The organism is Sphingopyxis sp. GW821-FHT10B01, assembly GCF_059415685.1.
The window spans coordinates 256246-269860 of the sequence record NZ_JBWKNS010000007.1; the positions used below are offsets into that span (position 1 = coordinate 256246).

The window sequence follows — 13615 nt, forward strand, 5'->3', positions numbered from 1 at the left end:
ACGCAGAAAGGATTTTTCGACATGGCAGTGAAGGTTGCAATCAACGGTTTCGGGCGCATCGGCCGCAATGTGGCGCGCGCCATTCTGGAACGTACCGACCATGATCTCGAACTGGTGTCGATCAACGACCTGGGCGATGCCAAGGCGAATGCCCGCCTGCTGCGCCATGACTCGGTGCATGGCGCCTTCAACGGCACCGTCGAAATCGACGGCAACGACTTGATCATCAACGGCAAGCGCATTCAGGTGACCGCCGAGCGCGATCCCGCCGCGCTGCCGCATGCCGCGAACGGCATCGACATCGTGATGGAATGCACCGGCTTCTTCACCAACAAGGCCGGCGGCCAGAAGCATCTCGACGCCGGCGCCAAGCGCGTGCTGATCTCGGCACCCGCCAAGGAAGTCGACCTGACCGTCGTTTACGGCGTCAACGACGACAAGATCACCGCCGATCACCTGATCATCTCGAACGCGTCGTGCACCACCAACTGCCTCGCACCCTTTGCCAAGGTGCTGCATGAAGCGATCGGTATCGAGCGCGGCCTGATGACCACGATCCACGCCTATACCAACGATCAGAAAATCCTCGACCAGATCCACGACGATCCGCGCCGCGCTCGCGCCGCCGCAATGTCGATGATCCCGACCTCGACCGGTGCCGCGGTGGCCGTCGGCCTGGTCCTGCCCGAACTCAAGGGCAAGCTCGACGGGTCGTCGATCCGCGTTCCGACCCCGAATGTGTCGGTGGTGGACCTGACCTTCACGCCGCTCCGCGACACCACCAAGGAAGAAGTCAACGCGTTGCTCAAGGCTGCGGCCGAAGGCCCGCTGAAGGGCGTGCTTGGCTACACCGACGAGCCGCTGGTTTCGATCGACTTCAACCATAATGCGGCCAGCTCGACCATCGACAGCCTCGAAACCGCGGTGATCGACGGCAAGCTGGTGCGCGTGCTCAGCTGGTACGACAATGAATGGGGCTTCTCGAACCGCATGATCGACACCGCGGGCGTGATCGCCAAGTTCCTCTGATTTAAAGGAAACGTCGATGACCGCTTTCAAAACCCTCGACGATATCGGTGACGTCACCGGCAAGCGCGTGCTCGTGCGTGTCGACCTGAACGTCCCGATGTTCGAAGGCGCGGTCAGCGACGTGACGCGGATTCGGGCCGCGATGCCGACGATCCGCGAATTGTCGGACAAGGGCGCCATCGTCCTGCTTCTCGCGCATTTCGGGCGCCCGAAAGGCGCGAAGAACCCGACCCAGTCGCTCAGCCTGGTGATGGGCGGCCTGGAAGATGTGCTCGGCCATTCGGTGATGTTTATCCCCGAATGCGTCGGTGAGGGCGCCAAGGCGGGCATAGCAGTGCTCGCTGCGGGGGATGTCGCGGTCCTCGAAAACACCCGCTTCAACCCCGGCGAGGAAACGAACGATCCGGCCTTTGCCGATGCACTGGCCGAGATCGGCGACCTGTACGTCAACGACGCCTTTTCGGCGGCACACCGTGCGCATGGTTCGACCGAAGGCATCGCGCGCCGTCTGCCCGCTTATGCCGGCCGCGCGATGGAGGCCGAACTCAAGGCGCTCGACGCCGCGCTCGGCAACCCGTCGCATCCGGTCGCCGCGGTCGTTGGCGGCGCCAAGGTGTCGAGCAAGATCGACGTGCTGCGCAACCTTGTCAGCAAGGTCGATCATCTGATCATCGGTGGCGGTATGGCGAACACCTTTCTCGCCGCGCGCGGGGTCGATGTCGGCAAGTCGCTGTGCGAGCATGACCTGGTCGACACGGCCAACGCGATCTTCGACGCCGCAGACAGCGCGGGCTGCACGATCCACCTGCCGTATGACGTCGTGGTGGCAAAACAGTTCGCCCCGAACCCGCCGACGCGCACGGTGAATGTGCATGAGGTGGCCGCCGACGAAATGATCCTCGATATCGGCCCCGCGGCGACCGAAGCGCTTGCCGATGTGCTCAAAAATTGCCGCACTTTGGTGTGGAACGGCCCGCTCGGCGCGTTCGAGACCGCGCCGTTCGACACCGCTACGGTCGCGCTGGCGAAGACGGCTGCCGCACTGACCCGCGAGGGATCGCTGATCTCGGTCGCGGGCGGTGGCGATACCGTTGCGGCGCTCAACCATGCCGGGGTCGCGGCCGACTTCACGTTCGTTTCGACCGCCGGCGGGGCCTTCCTCGAATGGATGGAAGGCAAGCCGTTGCCGGGTGTAGACGCACTCAAAGCCTGAATTTCACTGCATTGCGTCCCGCTTGCAGGGTCGCTATGCGCGCCGCCACATACGTATGCAAACCATCGGAGACGTTATGACGACCGCCAACGCCGCAATGCTCGAACAGATTAAATCGGGGCAGGGCTTTATTGCCGCGCTCGACCAGAGCGGCGGTTCGACGCCCAAGGCATTGAAGGGCTATGGCATCGGCGAGGACGCCTTTTCGAACGATGAGGAAATGTTCGGCTTGATCCACGCGATGCGCAGCCGCATCGTCACCGCGCCTTGTTTCAATGGCGAGAAGGTGATCGGTGCGATCCTGTTCGAACGCACGATGGACGGCGATGCAGACGGCAAACCCGTCCCCGCATTGCTCTGGGAGCGCGGCGTCGTACCGTTCCTGAAGGTCGACAAGGGGCTCGAAGACGAAGCCGACGGTGCCCAGTTGATGAAGGCCAACCCCGGCCTCGACGAATTGTGCGAGCGCGCGGTCGCCAAGGGCGTGTTCGGCACCAAGATGCGCAGCGTCGTCAACCTCGCCAACCCGGCGGGTGTCAAGGCAATCGTCGAACAGCAGTTCGCCGAAGCGAAGCGCATCGCGGCGCACGGCCTGGTGCCGATCATCGAGCCCGAAGTGAACATCAAGAGCGCCGAGCGCGATGGCGCCGACCGCTTGCTGCTCCAGGAAATCACCGCCGCACTCGAAAGCTGGGACGGCGCGCCCGTCATGCTCAAGCTGTCGATCCCGGCCGAAGCCAATCTGTTTGCGCCGCTGGTCGATCACCCCAAGGTGCTACGCGTCGTCGCGCTGTCGGGTGGTTTTGCGCGTCCCGAGGCCTGCGCCGAGCTCGCAAAGAACCGCGGCATGATCGCGAGCTTCAGCCGCGCGCTGCTCGAAGATCTCCGCCACCCGATGAGCGACGACGAGTTCAACGCGTCGCTCGGCGGCGCGATCAGCGAAATTCACGCGGCCTCTGTGGCCTAGGTGATGGGAGAGCGGTGGCAAGCCGTCGACGATTATATCGCCGCCAAATTGCTCGGCGACGATGACGTGCTTGCCGCCACCCTTGCCAACAACGCCGCGCGGGGTCTGCCGCCGATCGATGTGTCGGCCGCACAAGGCAAAATGCTGTTCCTTCTCGCGCAGATCGCCGGTGCGCGGCGGATTCTGGAAATCGGGACGCTCGGCGGTTATTCGACGATCTGGCTTGCTCGTTCGCTGCCCGAAGGCGGCGAACTGGTGACGCTCGAACTCGAAACCCATCATGCAGCGGTTGCGCGCGAAAATCTCGAGCGCGCCGGGGTTTCGGGCAGGGTCGACATTCGCACCGGCCCGGCGGCGGCCAGCCTCGCCGCCATGACCAACGAAGCGCCGTTCGACTTCGTCTTCATCGATGCCGACAAGCAGAGCAATTCGCTTTACGTCGCCGAAGCCATCCGGCTTGGACGGCCCGGGACGACGATTATCGTCGACAATGTCGTGCGCGAAGGCGGGGTGCTGGATGCGGACAGCGATGACGAGCGCATCGTCGGAACGCGCGCGCTGTTCGACATGCTCGCCGCCGATCCGCGACTCGATGCGACCGCAGTCCAGACCGTCGGTGCGAAAAAATGGGACGGTTTCGTTCTCGCGCGGGTGCGTTAATATCCGCCCGCGAAGCGAAGCGAGAAGCGATAATCGGCGGGTTTGATCGTCACATCGGTGCGCTTTTCGGGACGGACCGATTCGAGCGTGATGCTGCCGTCGGCGATCGGGGTCGATTCGCCCAGCGTCACTTCGAACGGCTGTTTTTCGCCGTTACCGCGAATCCATACCATTTTCACGCGCACGCGGCCCGCCCAGATGCAGCGTGCGTTCATCGGGCAGCGACTGTCCTCCAGCACCTCTACCGGCTGGACGATCGGGCCGTCGACAAAGGCTTTCTGGCCCAGTGCAACGTTACTTCCATCCTGTAGCGGTGCCTGCTGGCCCGTCGCGGCGCAGGCCGACAGAGCGAAGGTGGCGGCGAGCGCGGGGACGATGAGGCGATGTCTGTTCAGCATTTGCCCGTCTCTGGCCCTGCCGCTATGAACGCGCCATGAAAACACCAACCTGCCAACTTTACCTGATTTCGCCGCTCGATGTCAGCGGCAACTTCCCTGACCTGTTGACCCAAGCGCTTGACGCCGGTCCGGTCGCGGCTTTCCAGTTTCGCGTCAAGGATCTCGAACAGCATGAGGCGGCGCGGCTCGCCGAGCCGCTGCAGGCGATCTGTGCCGCGCGCGACGTGGCGTTCATCGTCAACGATGATGTCGCGCTCGCGAAGCGGCTGGAGGCCGATGGTGTGCATCTGGGACAGGGTGACGGCGATCCGCGTGAGGCACGCCGTGAGCTTGGACCGCTGGCGCAGATCGGCGTCACCTGTCACGCGAGCCGGCATATGGCGATGGAAGCGGGCGAGGCGGGGGCTGACTATGTTGCTTTTGGTGCCTTTTTCCCGACGACGACCAAGGCCGTCGAACATCATGCCGAACCGGAGATTCTGCAATGGTGGCAGGGTATGTTCGAACTGCCCTGCGTCGCGATTGGTGGGATCACGCCCGAGAATGCGCGAACGCTTGTCGATGCGGGGGCGGACTTTCTGGCCGTGTCGAGTGGGGTTTGGGCGCATCCCGAGGGACCGGCGGCAGCGGTGCAGGCATTCAGTGCGATTCTCGGAAATCAGCCTCCGGGATAATCGCGCGCCGATGCTTTCGGCGCGTTGCCGACGGGTGCAGGTGGCGCGGCATCCTTGCGCCAACCGAACAGGCCAGCGCAAGGCGCCCCGCGTTGAGGCCGCTTGGCGCCGCCGCGCAAGGGCGGGGCCGTTGGCTCGGAAAAGTCGATATTCATCATGCCGACCGGTATGACAGCCGCAGCGGCCTCCATATTGGATCGATGCGTCAAATCGGCTTCGGTTCGTCGCCTTTTGGCTTGCAGCCTTTTGACTTGCACTGGGCCCGGTGTATCGCAACACAGCGGGCGGGGAGAAGTTTATGACCGAAATCACCACAGCAGCGGCCCGCGGGCGCGAACTGACGCTTCGCGCGATCCTGCTCGGCGGCTTGCTCACGCTGATGTTCACCGCGGCGAACGTCTATCTGGGGCTGAAGGTCGGGCTGACCTTTGCGACCTCGATTCCCGCGGCGGTGATTTCGATGGCGCTGCTGCGCTACATGGCCGGGTCGACGATCCTCGAGAATAATATCGTCCAGACGATAGCGAGCGCCGCGGGCACGCTGGCGGCGATCATCTTCGTGCTGCCGGGCCTCGTCATGGTCGGCTATTGGCAGGGCTTCCCGATGATCGAGACCACCGCGATCACGATGCTCGGCGGCATATTGGGTGTGCTCTTTTCGGTGCCGCTGCGCCGTGCGCTCGTCGTCGATTCGGACCTCCCTTATCCCGAAGGCCGCGCCGCCGCCGAAGTGCTGCAGGTCGGTGCCGCGAGCGCCGAGGGCGCAGAGGAAAATCGCGCCGGGCTTTCGGCATTGATGTGGAACAGCATTGTGGCGGCGGGATTTACGCTGCTCACCCAGATGAAGCTTGCCGGCGCCGAGGTTGCACGCTGGTTTGCCGTCGGTAGCGGCGCGACGGGGATCTCGGGCGGCCTCGCCTTTGCGCTGTTCGGCGTCGGGCATCTCGTCGGCCTGTCGGTCGGCATGGCGCAGCTCGTCGGCATGATCACCGGCTGGTGGGTGCTGCTGCCCATCCTGACGCAGGGCGGGGCGGGCGATGCCGAGACGCTGGCGAACACGGTATTTCGCGCCGACGTGCGCTTCTTTGGTGCAGGCGTAATTGCGGTTGCTGCAATCTGGACGCTGATCAGGATTGCCGGTCCGGTGGTCGGCGGTATCCGTTCGGCGATGGCAGCAAGCCGCGCGCGGCAGGGTGGGGCGACACTCGCGATCGAAGAACAGGATATGTCGATCAACTGGGTGTTCGGCGGATCGCTGGCGCTGATGCTGCCTATCGGCTGGCTGCTCTGGACGGTGCTTGCGGGCGGGCCGCTGGCGGGATCGTCGATGATCCTGATCGCGGGCGCGATCCTGTTCATCATCGTGGTCGGGCTGATGATTGCATCGGTCACCGGCTATATGGCGGGCCTGATCGGCGCATCGAACTCGCCGGTATCGGGGATCGGCATCCTGGCGATCATCGCTTCGTCGCTGCTGCTCCTTGGTCTTCTTGGTCGCGGAGGCGGTGAGGAAGAAATTGCCGCGATGGTCGCCTATGCGTTGATCGTTACGGGCCTTGTGTTCGGCATCGCGACCATTTCGAACGATAATCTTCAGGATCTGAAAACGGGCCAGCTCGTCGGCGCGACGCCGTGGAAACAGCAGGTTGCGCTGATCATCGGCGTGATCTTCGGTTCGATCATCGTTCCGCCGGTGCTGAATGTTCTCAACGAGACGCTCGGTTTTGTCGGGGCGCCGGGGGCAGGGCCGAACGCGCTCGCCGCGCCGCAGGCGGGGCTGATCTCGTCGCTCGCGCAGGGCGTGCTTGGTGGTAACCTCAACTGGACGATGCTGGGTTATGGCGGGCTGGCTGGTGTCGGCTTCATCATCGTCGACGCTATGCTCGGCCGCGCGGGCAAGCTGCGGCTTCCGCCTCTGGCCATCGGTATCGGGGTCTATCTGCCGATGGCGGTGATCCTGCCCGTCGTGATCGGCGCGGTCGGTGGCTGGTTCTATGACCGCTGGGCGGCGAGGCGGCCGAACGCCAGCTTTGCGCACCGCATGGGCGTGCTCACCGCGACGGGCATGATCGTCGGCGAAAGCCTGTTCGGGGTGCTGTATGCGGGCATCGTTGCGGGCAGCGGCAGCGATTCTCCCCTTGCGGTCGTTGGCGACGGCTACGCACCTTATGCGCCGTGGGTCGGATTCATCCTGTTCGCAGGGCTGGTCTGGCTCAGCTACAAGCGCACGCGCCGGCTGGTCGACGCCACGCCCTGATGCTGCGGCTTGCCCTTCGGCGTCGGCACGGCTAAAGGCGCGCACCTGATACCTGCGCCCGTGCGGCGCCGGTTTGCTCTTTCCATCCTTGAACTGTGAGTGTGCGCGATGAAAATCACCGGCGTTGAAATCCGTCCCGGCAATATTATCGAATTTGAAAAGGGGATCTGGAAGGTCACCAAGATCCAGCACACCCAGCCGGGCAAGGGCGGCGCCTATATGCAGGTCGAAGCCAAGAATCTGATCGACGGTCGCAAGCTGAACAACCGTTTTCGCAGCGCCGACACGGTCGAAAAGGTCCGCCTCGACACCAAGGATTTCCAGTTCCTGTACGCCGAGGGCGACGACCTCGTGTTCATGGACAAGGACACCTACGAGCAGATCAACATCTCGAAGGATGTCGTCGGCGAAGCGCATGAATTTCTGCAGGACGGCATGGACGTCGTGCTCGAGCTTTGGGAAGAACGCCCGATCTCGGTCGAACTGCCCGAAACGATCGAAGCCCTGATCGTCGAAGCCGACGCGGTGGTGAAGGGGCAGACCGCCTCGTCATCGTACAAGCCCGCGATCCTCGACAATGGGGTGCGCGTGATGGTGCCGCCGCACATCACCAGCGGGACCCGCATCGTCGTGCATGTGTACGACCGCGAATATGTCCGCCGTGCGGACTGAGTAACATCGCCCCCGCGAAGGCGGGGGCCGCTAGCGTTTTACATTGCCGACAGCGACCTCCGCCTTCGCGGGGGCGACGCGTTGAAGGAAACGAAAATGGCCCTATCCGGCATCATCACCGTCATGGAACGCGCCGCGCGTAAGGCCGGCACGAAATTGCGCCGCGATTTCGGCGAAGTCGAGCATCTGCAGGTTTCGCAAAAAGGTCCCGCCGACTTCGTGTCGAAGGCCGACCAGGCTGCGGAACGCACGCTGTATGACGAACTGGGTCGCGACCGTCCGGGCTGGGGCTTCGTACTCGAAGAAGGCGGGATCATCGAAGGCGAGCCGGGCAAGCCGCGCTTCATCATCGATCCGCTCGATGGCACCTCGAACTTCCTTCACGCGATTCCGCATTTCGCTATCTCGATCGCGGTGCAGGAACCGAAGCCGGGCGGCGGTTGGGGCGATATCACGTCGTGCCTGATCTACCAGCCGGTCACCGACGAAAGCTATTGGGCCGAACGCGGCCGCGGTGCATGGCTGCACGATCGGCGCCTGCGCGTTGCTTCGCGCCGTCACCTCAACGAATGCCTGATTTCGACCGGCATTCCGTACATGGGCCATGGCAATATGGCGCAGTGGAGCCGCATTTTCGGTGCGGTCGCACCCGAAGTTGCCGGTATCCGCCGCTTCGGCGCCGCCAGCCTCGACCTCGCGTGGGTTGCCGCGGGGCGTTATGACGGTTTCTGGGAAAGCGACCTCAAGATCTGGGACGTCGCCGCGGGGATGTTGCTCGTGCGCGAAGCCGGCGGTTTCGTCAGCGATTTCCGCGGCGGCGACCGTGCGATCGACCGCAGCGAGTTCATCGCCGGCAGCGCCGCGGTGCATTCGAAGTTGCAAAAACTGGTGGCGGGCGCTCTTCGCAACGCCTGACCGTTGAGCGCCCTCCCCATGGCGGGGAGGGCGGCAACCTCATTTCTCGAAGACATACTCGCGGAAGCTGTCCATCAGCGACGCCCAGGTGTTGAAGGTCTCGCCGACATTTTCGCGCGGGATGCCGGCGAAATCGAGATCGACGTCCATTTCGAGCACTGGATCACCCTCGTCGTCCTTGTACGCGCGGGCAAAGCGCTTTTCCTTGTTCCACTTGTTGAGCCTGTCGAGCGAGACGCCTTTCGCGTCGCTGAAGCCCATATAATATTGCAGCGTCTTGCACTTCTTGCCCTCATCGCAATTCATGAAGAGGACGAGGAATTTGAGGCCGCCGCGATTGCTCTCGATATAGGGGTCATCGCCCGGCTTGGCGACGATCGTCGCCGGCCAGCCCTGCGACTCGACGATCGCCTTGATCGTCGCGGGATTCGCCGCATTGATCATTTCGGCGTGCGCTGGCGCTACCGAGAAAAACGTTGCGGCTCCCAAGGCCAGGGCGGCGCGAGCGGTAATAGGTCCCATGAAAACTCCTCAAATCGAAACGACGACGAAAAACGCAGCGAAACGACCCACTTTCGTCGGCGTATCACAGGGATAGGGCCCGTCACCAGCGCCGTTTATGCTTTTGGTCACACGGGTTACGAAATTCCTGCCCGCAGAGGTTGCGAGGCGCGGCGCGCTGGCCTAAAGCGCCCGCAACAAGGGTGCTCAGACACCCCAATAGATGAACAACAGAACTGCGAGCTCCCATGGTCGATCTGACGCAATATTTGCCGATTCTGATCTTTCTGGTCGTCGCCGTCGGCCTGTCGTCCGCCTTCGTGTTCCTTCCGATGGGCGTCGCGCGGCTGACCGGGGCGCACAAGCCCGATCCGGCGAAACTGACCGAATATGAATGCGGCTTCCCGGCCTTCGAGGACGCGCGCAGCCAGTTCGACGTGCGCTTCTACCTCGTCGCCATTCTCTTCATCATCTTCGACCTCGAAGCCGCCTTCCTCTTTCCCTGGGCCGTGAGCCTGAAGGAGATCGGCTGGGCCGGTTGGGCGACGATGATGATTTTCCTCGCCGAACTGACCCTCGGCCTTGTCTATGCATGGAAGAAAGGGGCGTTGGACTGGGAATGAGCAGCTCGATCATCCTGCCGCCCGGCCAGATGCCGGTTGCCCCGGGGACGAACCCCGATATGGCATTTTTCGACGACCTCAACAGCGAGGTCGGTGACAAGGGCTTTCTCGTCACCTCGACCGAGGATCTGTTCAACTGGGCGCGCACCGGCTCGCTGTGGTGGATGACCTTTGGCCTCGCATGCTGCGCGGTCGAAATGATCCACGTCAACATGCCGCGCTATGACATGGAGCGTTTCGGTGCCGCGCCGCGCGCTAGTCCGCGCCAGTCGGACGTGATGATCGTCGCGGGCACGTTGTGCAACAAGATGGCGCCTGCGCTGCGCCGGGTTTACGACCAGATGTCGAACCCGAAATACGTCATCTCGATGGGTAGCTGCGCCAATGGCGGCGGCTATTATCACTACAGCTATTCGGTGGTGCGCGGTTGCGACCGTATCGTACCCGTGGACATCTATGTCCCCGGTTGCCCGCCGACCGCCGAGGCTTTGCTTTACGGGGTGATGCAGTTGCAGCGGAAGATCCGCCGTACCGGGACGATCGAACGCTGATGGCCCATTCTGCTCCTCTCGTTGCGCCGCAGCCAGCGCTCGCTGCTGCGCTCACCAAGCTGCTTGGCACCGATCTTCTCGCGCATGTTTTTACCGTCGACGAAGACAGCATCACCGTCGACCGCGAAGCCATCGCAGGGGTGATGATCAGCCTGCGCGACAATCTCGAGTATCAGCAGCTGATGGAGATCGCCGGAGTCGACTATCCGGACCGCGCGGAGCGATTCGAGGTGGTCTATCATCTGCTCAGCGTCACGAGGAATCACCGTCTGCGCGTCCGCGTATCGACCGACGAGGCGACGCCGGTGCCGACGATCGTTCCTGTATGGCCGAACGCCGGCTGGCTCGAGCGCGAAGTGTTCGACATGTACGGCGTCCTGTTCAGCGGCAACACCGACCTGCGCCGCATCCTGACCGACTATGGTTTTCAGGGGCATCCGCAGCGCAAGGACTTCCCGCTGACCGGCTATACCGAGCTGCGCTATTCCGAAGAGGACAAGCGCGTCGTGTACGAGCCGGTGAAGCTCGCGCAGGATTTTCGCAATTTCGACTTCATGTCGCCATGGGAAGGCGCCGACTATGTCCTGCCTGGCGACGAAAAAGCCGGCGGAACGGGCGAAGCTCCGGGCAAGGGTGCGCCGACGCCGATGACCGCCGCGCAGGTGAAGGCGGCCGACGACAAGGCCGAAAAGAAATCGCCTCCGCCGACCCCTAAAACGACCGAAAAGCCGGCGCAGACTGGCGCGGGCGAAAAAGTGAACCAGAAGGCCGCAAAGACCAGCCGCGATGGCGCCAGCGCCAAATCCGCGACCAAGCCGGCCAAGACGCCCGCGACGACCAAGGCCGAAAAGGCGCCGCCGAAGGCGCGCGCGCCGCGCAAGCCTAAAGCAGGAGGCGACGCATGACCGACTCTCCGAACGTCCAGCATTATGGCGGTGACCTGTTCGAAGGCTATCCGGTCGACACGGCGAACACCGCAGGCGATCAGGCTGTCACCAATTACACGATCAACTTCGGCCCGCAGCATCCGGCGGCGCACGGCGTTCTGCGCCTCGTGCTCGAGCTCGACGGCGAGATTATCGAGCGCGTCGATCCGCACGTCGGTCTACTCCACCGCGGCACCGAAAAGCTGATCGAGTATAAGACTTATCTGCAGGCTTTGCCCTATTTCGACCGGCTCGACTATTGCTCGCCGCTCGCGATGGAGCACTCGTACGTGCTGGCCATCGAGAAGCTGCTCGACCTCGAAGTCCCGGCCCGCGCGCAATATCTGCGCACCCTGTTCGCCGAGCTGACGCGCATCTGCAATCACATGCTCAACATCGGTTCGCACGTCATGGACGTCGGCGCGATGACCCCGAACCTGTGGGTGTTCGAGCTGCGCGAAGATTGCCTCAACTTCTTCGAGCGCGCCTCGGGTGCACGCATGCACAGCGCCTATTTCCGTCCGGGCGGCGTCCATCAGGATGTGCCTGAAAGGCTGCTCTACGACATCGGCGAATGGGTCGAAAAGCGCCTGCCGAAGCTGTTTGGCGACGCGATGAGCCTCGTCATCGATAATCGCATCTTCAAGCAGCGCAACGTCGACATCGCGACGGTGAGCAAGGAAGATGCGCTGGCGTGGGGCTTTTCGGGCCCGATGATCCGCGGCAGCGGCATCGCCTGGGATCTGCGCAAGTCGCAGCCCTATGATGCCTATGCGGCGATGGAGTTCGACATTCCCGTTGGCACACGCGGCGATTGCTACGACCGCTTCATGGTGCGTGTCGAGGAGGTCTATCAGTCGGCGAAGATCATCAAGCAGTGCCTGCGCGACATGCCCACCGGCCCGATCGCCAGCCTCGACCGCAAGGTCGTCCCGCCCAAGCGCGGCGAGATGAAGCAGTCGATGGAATCGCTGATCCATCACTTCAAGCTTTATACTGAGGGCTTCCACGTCCCCGCCGGCGAAGTTTACGTCGCGACCGAGAGCCCCAAGGGTGAATTCGGGGTCTATCTGGTCAGTGACGGCAGCAACAAGCCGTACCGCTGCAAGATCCGCCCGACGGCGTTTTCGCACCTGCAGGCGATGGACATGATGTCGAAGGGGCACATGCTTGCGGATACCACCGCGATCATCGGCGCCATCGATGTGGTGTTCGGGGAGTGTGACCGGTGACAAAGCTGGAAATCGCCGAAACGATGATCGCGCATTACAACGCGCAGGACGCCGACGCCTATGTCGCGCTGATGACCGACGATGCGGCCGAAGCCGGCTATCGCGGTGCGGTCGTCCGCGACGGCAAGGAAGGCGTGCGCGCGGGATTGAAGGCGATGTTCGCCGAATTCCCGCAGAATCGCGCCGAGATCCTGTCGGGCTATACGCTCGGCGACTTTGCCGTCCTGCACGAAAAGGTCGCCCGTTCGCCGGACGCCGATCCATTCGAGGTTATGACCATCTACAGTTTTGAAGGCGACCGAGTGTCGCGTGTGGAGTTTGTCCGCTAATGGCCGACGCACCCCAAATCCCCGATGAAGCCGAAACCCGCGCGCGCTGGGGCGCTTTTGCATGGACGGCCGAAAATGCCGAAAAGGCGAAGGCGGTCATCGCGCGCTACCCTGCGGGGCGCCAGCGCTCGGCGGTGATGCCGCTGCTCGACCTCGCGCAACGTCAGGTCGGCGCCGAGACGCAGACGCAGGGCTGGCTGCCCGTGCCGGTGATCGAATATGTCGCCGCCGCGCTCGATATGCCCTTCATTCGCGCCTATGAGGTCGCGACCTTCTACACGATGTACAATCTCGTGCCGGTCGGCCGCTATCATGTGCAGGTGTGCGGCACGACGCCGTGCCTGCTGCGCGGGTCCGACGATGTAATGGCAGCCTGCAAGAACCGCGGCATGACCAAGGGCAAGACCACGCCCGACGGCCTGTTCACGCTGACCGAAGTCGAGTGCATGGGCACGTGCACCAACGCGCCGATGGTCCAGATCAACGACGATAATTACGAAGATCTCGACTACGACAGCACGACGCGCATCCTCGATGCGCTCGCCGCGGGCGAGAATCCCAAGGCGGGAACGCAGCTTCCCAATCGTCATACGAGCGAGCCCGAGGGCGAGCCGACGACGCTGAAGGCGATGGTCAAGGCCAACCACGACTATCGGAAGGAGTGGTAA

At 63.2% G+C, this 13615-nt stretch carries 16 protein-coding genes; 14 read left to right on the forward strand and 2 right to left on the reverse strand.

Annotated features, from left to right (window positions below; genetic code table 11):
* Window positions 1–21 precede the first annotated feature (21 nt).
* The 4 genes from gap (at window position 22) to AC07NV_RS20395 (ending at window position 3869) form a co-directional block, all read left to right on the forward strand.
* Window positions 22–1029: a type I glyceraldehyde-3-phosphate dehydrogenase gene (gene gap, locus AC07NV_RS20380; protein WP_495168217.1), complete on the forward strand. Its 1008-nt coding sequence runs from the start codon at window positions 22–24 to the stop codon at window positions 1027–1029.
* A 16-nt stretch (window positions 1030–1045) separates the two neighbouring features.
* Entirely contained in the window at window positions 1046–2242 is a 1197-nt protein-coding gene (locus AC07NV_RS20385; protein ID WP_495168218.1) for a phosphoglycerate kinase, read from the forward strand.
* Window positions 2243–2318: 76 nt separating this feature from the next.
* The gene (locus AC07NV_RS20390; RefSeq protein ID WP_495168219.1) at window positions 2319–3209 is read left to right on the forward strand and encodes a fructose bisphosphate aldolase; all 891 of its coding nucleotides are present in this window, start codon (window positions 2319–2321) and stop codon (window positions 3207–3209) included.
* A gap of 3 nt (window positions 3210–3212) precedes the next feature.
* Complete coding sequence (locus AC07NV_RS20395; protein ID WP_495168220.1) at window positions 3213–3869, forward strand: O-methyltransferase; 657 nt, start codon at window positions 3213–3215, stop codon at window positions 3867–3869.
* Here AC07NV_RS20395 and AC07NV_RS20400 read toward each other — a convergent pair.
* Window positions 3866–4267, reverse strand: coding sequence for a hypothetical protein (locus tag AC07NV_RS20400; protein ID WP_495168221.1), 402 nt, complete (start codon window positions 4265–4267; stop codon window positions 3866–3868). The two genes, AC07NV_RS20395 and AC07NV_RS20400, sit on opposite strands and share 4 nt — an antisense overlap.
* 35 nt (window positions 4268–4302) lie before the next feature.
* Here AC07NV_RS20400 and thiE point away from each other — a divergent pair, with 35 nt between their 5' ends.
* The 4 genes from thiE to AC07NV_RS20420 all read left to right on the forward strand — a co-directional run bounded on the left by thiE (window position 4303) and on the right by AC07NV_RS20420 (window position 8785).
* The gene (thiE, locus tag AC07NV_RS20405) at window positions 4303–4941 is read left to right on the forward strand and encodes a thiamine phosphate synthase (RefSeq protein WP_495168222.1); all 639 of its coding nucleotides are present in this window, start codon (window positions 4303–4305) and stop codon (window positions 4939–4941) included.
* A gap of 298 nt (window positions 4942–5239) precedes the next feature.
* The gene (locus AC07NV_RS20410; protein WP_495168223.1) at window positions 5240–7198 is read left to right on the forward strand and encodes an OPT family oligopeptide transporter; all 1959 of its coding nucleotides are present in this window, start codon (window positions 5240–5242) and stop codon (window positions 7196–7198) included.
* A 108-nt stretch (window positions 7199–7306) separates the two neighbouring features.
* Complete coding sequence (efp, locus tag AC07NV_RS20415; protein WP_495168224.1) at window positions 7307–7870, forward strand: elongation factor P; 564 nt, start codon at window positions 7307–7309, stop codon at window positions 7868–7870.
* A gap of 96 nt (window positions 7871–7966) precedes the next feature.
* Window positions 7967–8785, forward strand: a complete 819-nt coding sequence (locus AC07NV_RS20420) for an inositol monophosphatase family protein (protein WP_495168225.1) — start codon at window positions 7967–7969, stop codon at window positions 8783–8785.
* 39 nt (window positions 8786–8824) lie between these two features.
* Here AC07NV_RS20420 and AC07NV_RS20425 read toward each other — a convergent pair whose 3' ends face one another.
* Window positions 8825–9307 carry a YbjN domain-containing protein gene (locus tag AC07NV_RS20425; RefSeq protein ID WP_495168226.1) on the reverse strand — a complete coding sequence of 161 codons (483 nt, stop codon included), beginning with the start codon at window positions 9305–9307 and terminating at the stop codon, window positions 8825–8827.
* Window positions 9308–9534: 227 nt separating this feature from the next.
* Here AC07NV_RS20425 and AC07NV_RS20430 point away from each other — a divergent pair, with 227 nt between their 5' ends.
* Genes AC07NV_RS20430 through AC07NV_RS20455 form a run of 6 tightly spaced genes read left to right on the forward strand, consistent with a single transcriptional unit; the run spans window position 9535 to window position 13615 of the window.
* A complete protein-coding gene (locus AC07NV_RS20430; protein WP_062180201.1) occupies window positions 9535–9909 on the forward strand; it encodes an NADH-quinone oxidoreductase subunit A in 375 nt (124 codons plus the stop codon).
* Window positions 9906–10460, forward strand: coding sequence for a NuoB/complex I 20 kDa subunit family protein (locus AC07NV_RS20435; RefSeq protein ID WP_058537972.1), 555 nt, complete (start codon window positions 9906–9908; stop codon window positions 10458–10460). Before AC07NV_RS20430 ends, AC07NV_RS20435 begins: the two co-directional genes overlap by 4 nt.
* The gene (locus AC07NV_RS20440; RefSeq protein WP_495168227.1) at window positions 10460–11365 is read left to right on the forward strand and encodes an NADH-quinone oxidoreductase subunit C; all 906 of its coding nucleotides are present in this window, start codon (window positions 10460–10462) and stop codon (window positions 11363–11365) included. The genes AC07NV_RS20435 and AC07NV_RS20440 overlap by 1 nt, the downstream gene beginning before the upstream one ends.
* Window positions 11362–12618: an NADH-quinone oxidoreductase subunit D gene (locus AC07NV_RS20445; RefSeq protein ID WP_495168228.1), complete on the forward strand. Its 1257-nt coding sequence runs from the start codon at window positions 11362–11364 to the stop codon at window positions 12616–12618. Before AC07NV_RS20440 ends, AC07NV_RS20445 begins: the two co-directional genes overlap by 4 nt.
* A 23-nt stretch (window positions 12619–12641) precedes the next feature.
* Complete coding sequence (locus AC07NV_RS20450; RefSeq protein WP_495168281.1) at window positions 12642–12947, forward strand: nuclear transport factor 2 family protein; 306 nt, start codon at window positions 12642–12644, stop codon at window positions 12945–12947.
* A complete protein-coding gene (locus AC07NV_RS20455) occupies window positions 12947–13615 on the forward strand; it encodes a complex I 24 kDa subunit family protein (RefSeq protein WP_495168229.1) in 669 nt (222 codons plus the stop codon). Before AC07NV_RS20450 ends, AC07NV_RS20455 begins: the two co-directional genes overlap by 1 nt.

Excerpts from the sequence above, each read along its gene's own strand:
- gap (WP_495168217.1), top strand. The coding sequence starts at position 22 with ATGGCAGTGAAGGTTGCAATCAACGGTTTCGGGCGCATCGGCCGCAAT.
- AC07NV_RS20385 (WP_495168218.1), top strand. The coding sequence starts at position 1,046 with ATGACCGCTTTCAAAACCCTCGACGATATCGGTGACGTCACCGGCAAG.
- AC07NV_RS20390 (WP_495168219.1), top strand. The coding sequence starts at position 2,319 with ATGACGACCGCCAACGCCGCAATGCTCGAACAGATTAAATCGGGGCAG.
- AC07NV_RS20395 (WP_495168220.1), top strand. The coding sequence starts at position 3,213 with ATGGGAGAGCGGTGGCAAGCCGTCGACGATTATATCGCCGCCAAATTG.
- AC07NV_RS20400 (WP_495168221.1), bottom strand. The coding sequence starts at position 4,267 with ATGCTGAACAGACATCGCCTCATCGTCCCCGCGCTCGCCGCCACCTTC.
- thiE (WP_495168222.1), top strand. The coding sequence starts at position 4,303 with ATGAAAACACCAACCTGCCAACTTTACCTGATTTCGCCGCTCGATGTC.
- AC07NV_RS20410 (WP_495168223.1), top strand. The coding sequence starts at position 5,240 with ATGACCGAAATCACCACAGCAGCGGCCCGCGGGCGCGAACTGACGCTT.
- efp (WP_495168224.1), top strand. The coding sequence starts at position 7,307 with ATGAAAATCACCGGCGTTGAAATCCGTCCCGGCAATATTATCGAATTT.
- AC07NV_RS20420 (WP_495168225.1), top strand. The coding sequence starts at position 7,967 with ATGGCCCTATCCGGCATCATCACCGTCATGGAACGCGCCGCGCGTAAG.
- AC07NV_RS20425 (WP_495168226.1), bottom strand. The coding sequence starts at position 9,307 with ATGGGACCTATTACCGCTCGCGCCGCCCTGGCCTTGGGAGCCGCAACG.
- AC07NV_RS20430 (WP_062180201.1), top strand. The coding sequence starts at position 9,535 with ATGGTCGATCTGACGCAATATTTGCCGATTCTGATCTTTCTGGTCGTC.
- AC07NV_RS20435 (WP_058537972.1), top strand. The coding sequence starts at position 9,906 with ATGAGCAGCTCGATCATCCTGCCGCCCGGCCAGATGCCGGTTGCCCCG.
- AC07NV_RS20440 (WP_495168227.1), top strand. The coding sequence starts at position 10,460 with ATGGCCCATTCTGCTCCTCTCGTTGCGCCGCAGCCAGCGCTCGCTGCT.
- AC07NV_RS20445 (WP_495168228.1), top strand. The coding sequence starts at position 11,362 with ATGACCGACTCTCCGAACGTCCAGCATTATGGCGGTGACCTGTTCGAA.
- AC07NV_RS20450 (WP_495168281.1), top strand. The coding sequence starts at position 12,642 with ATGATCGCGCATTACAACGCGCAGGACGCCGACGCCTATGTCGCGCTG.
- AC07NV_RS20455 (WP_495168229.1), top strand. The coding sequence starts at position 12,947 with ATGGCCGACGCACCCCAAATCCCCGATGAAGCCGAAACCCGCGCGCGC.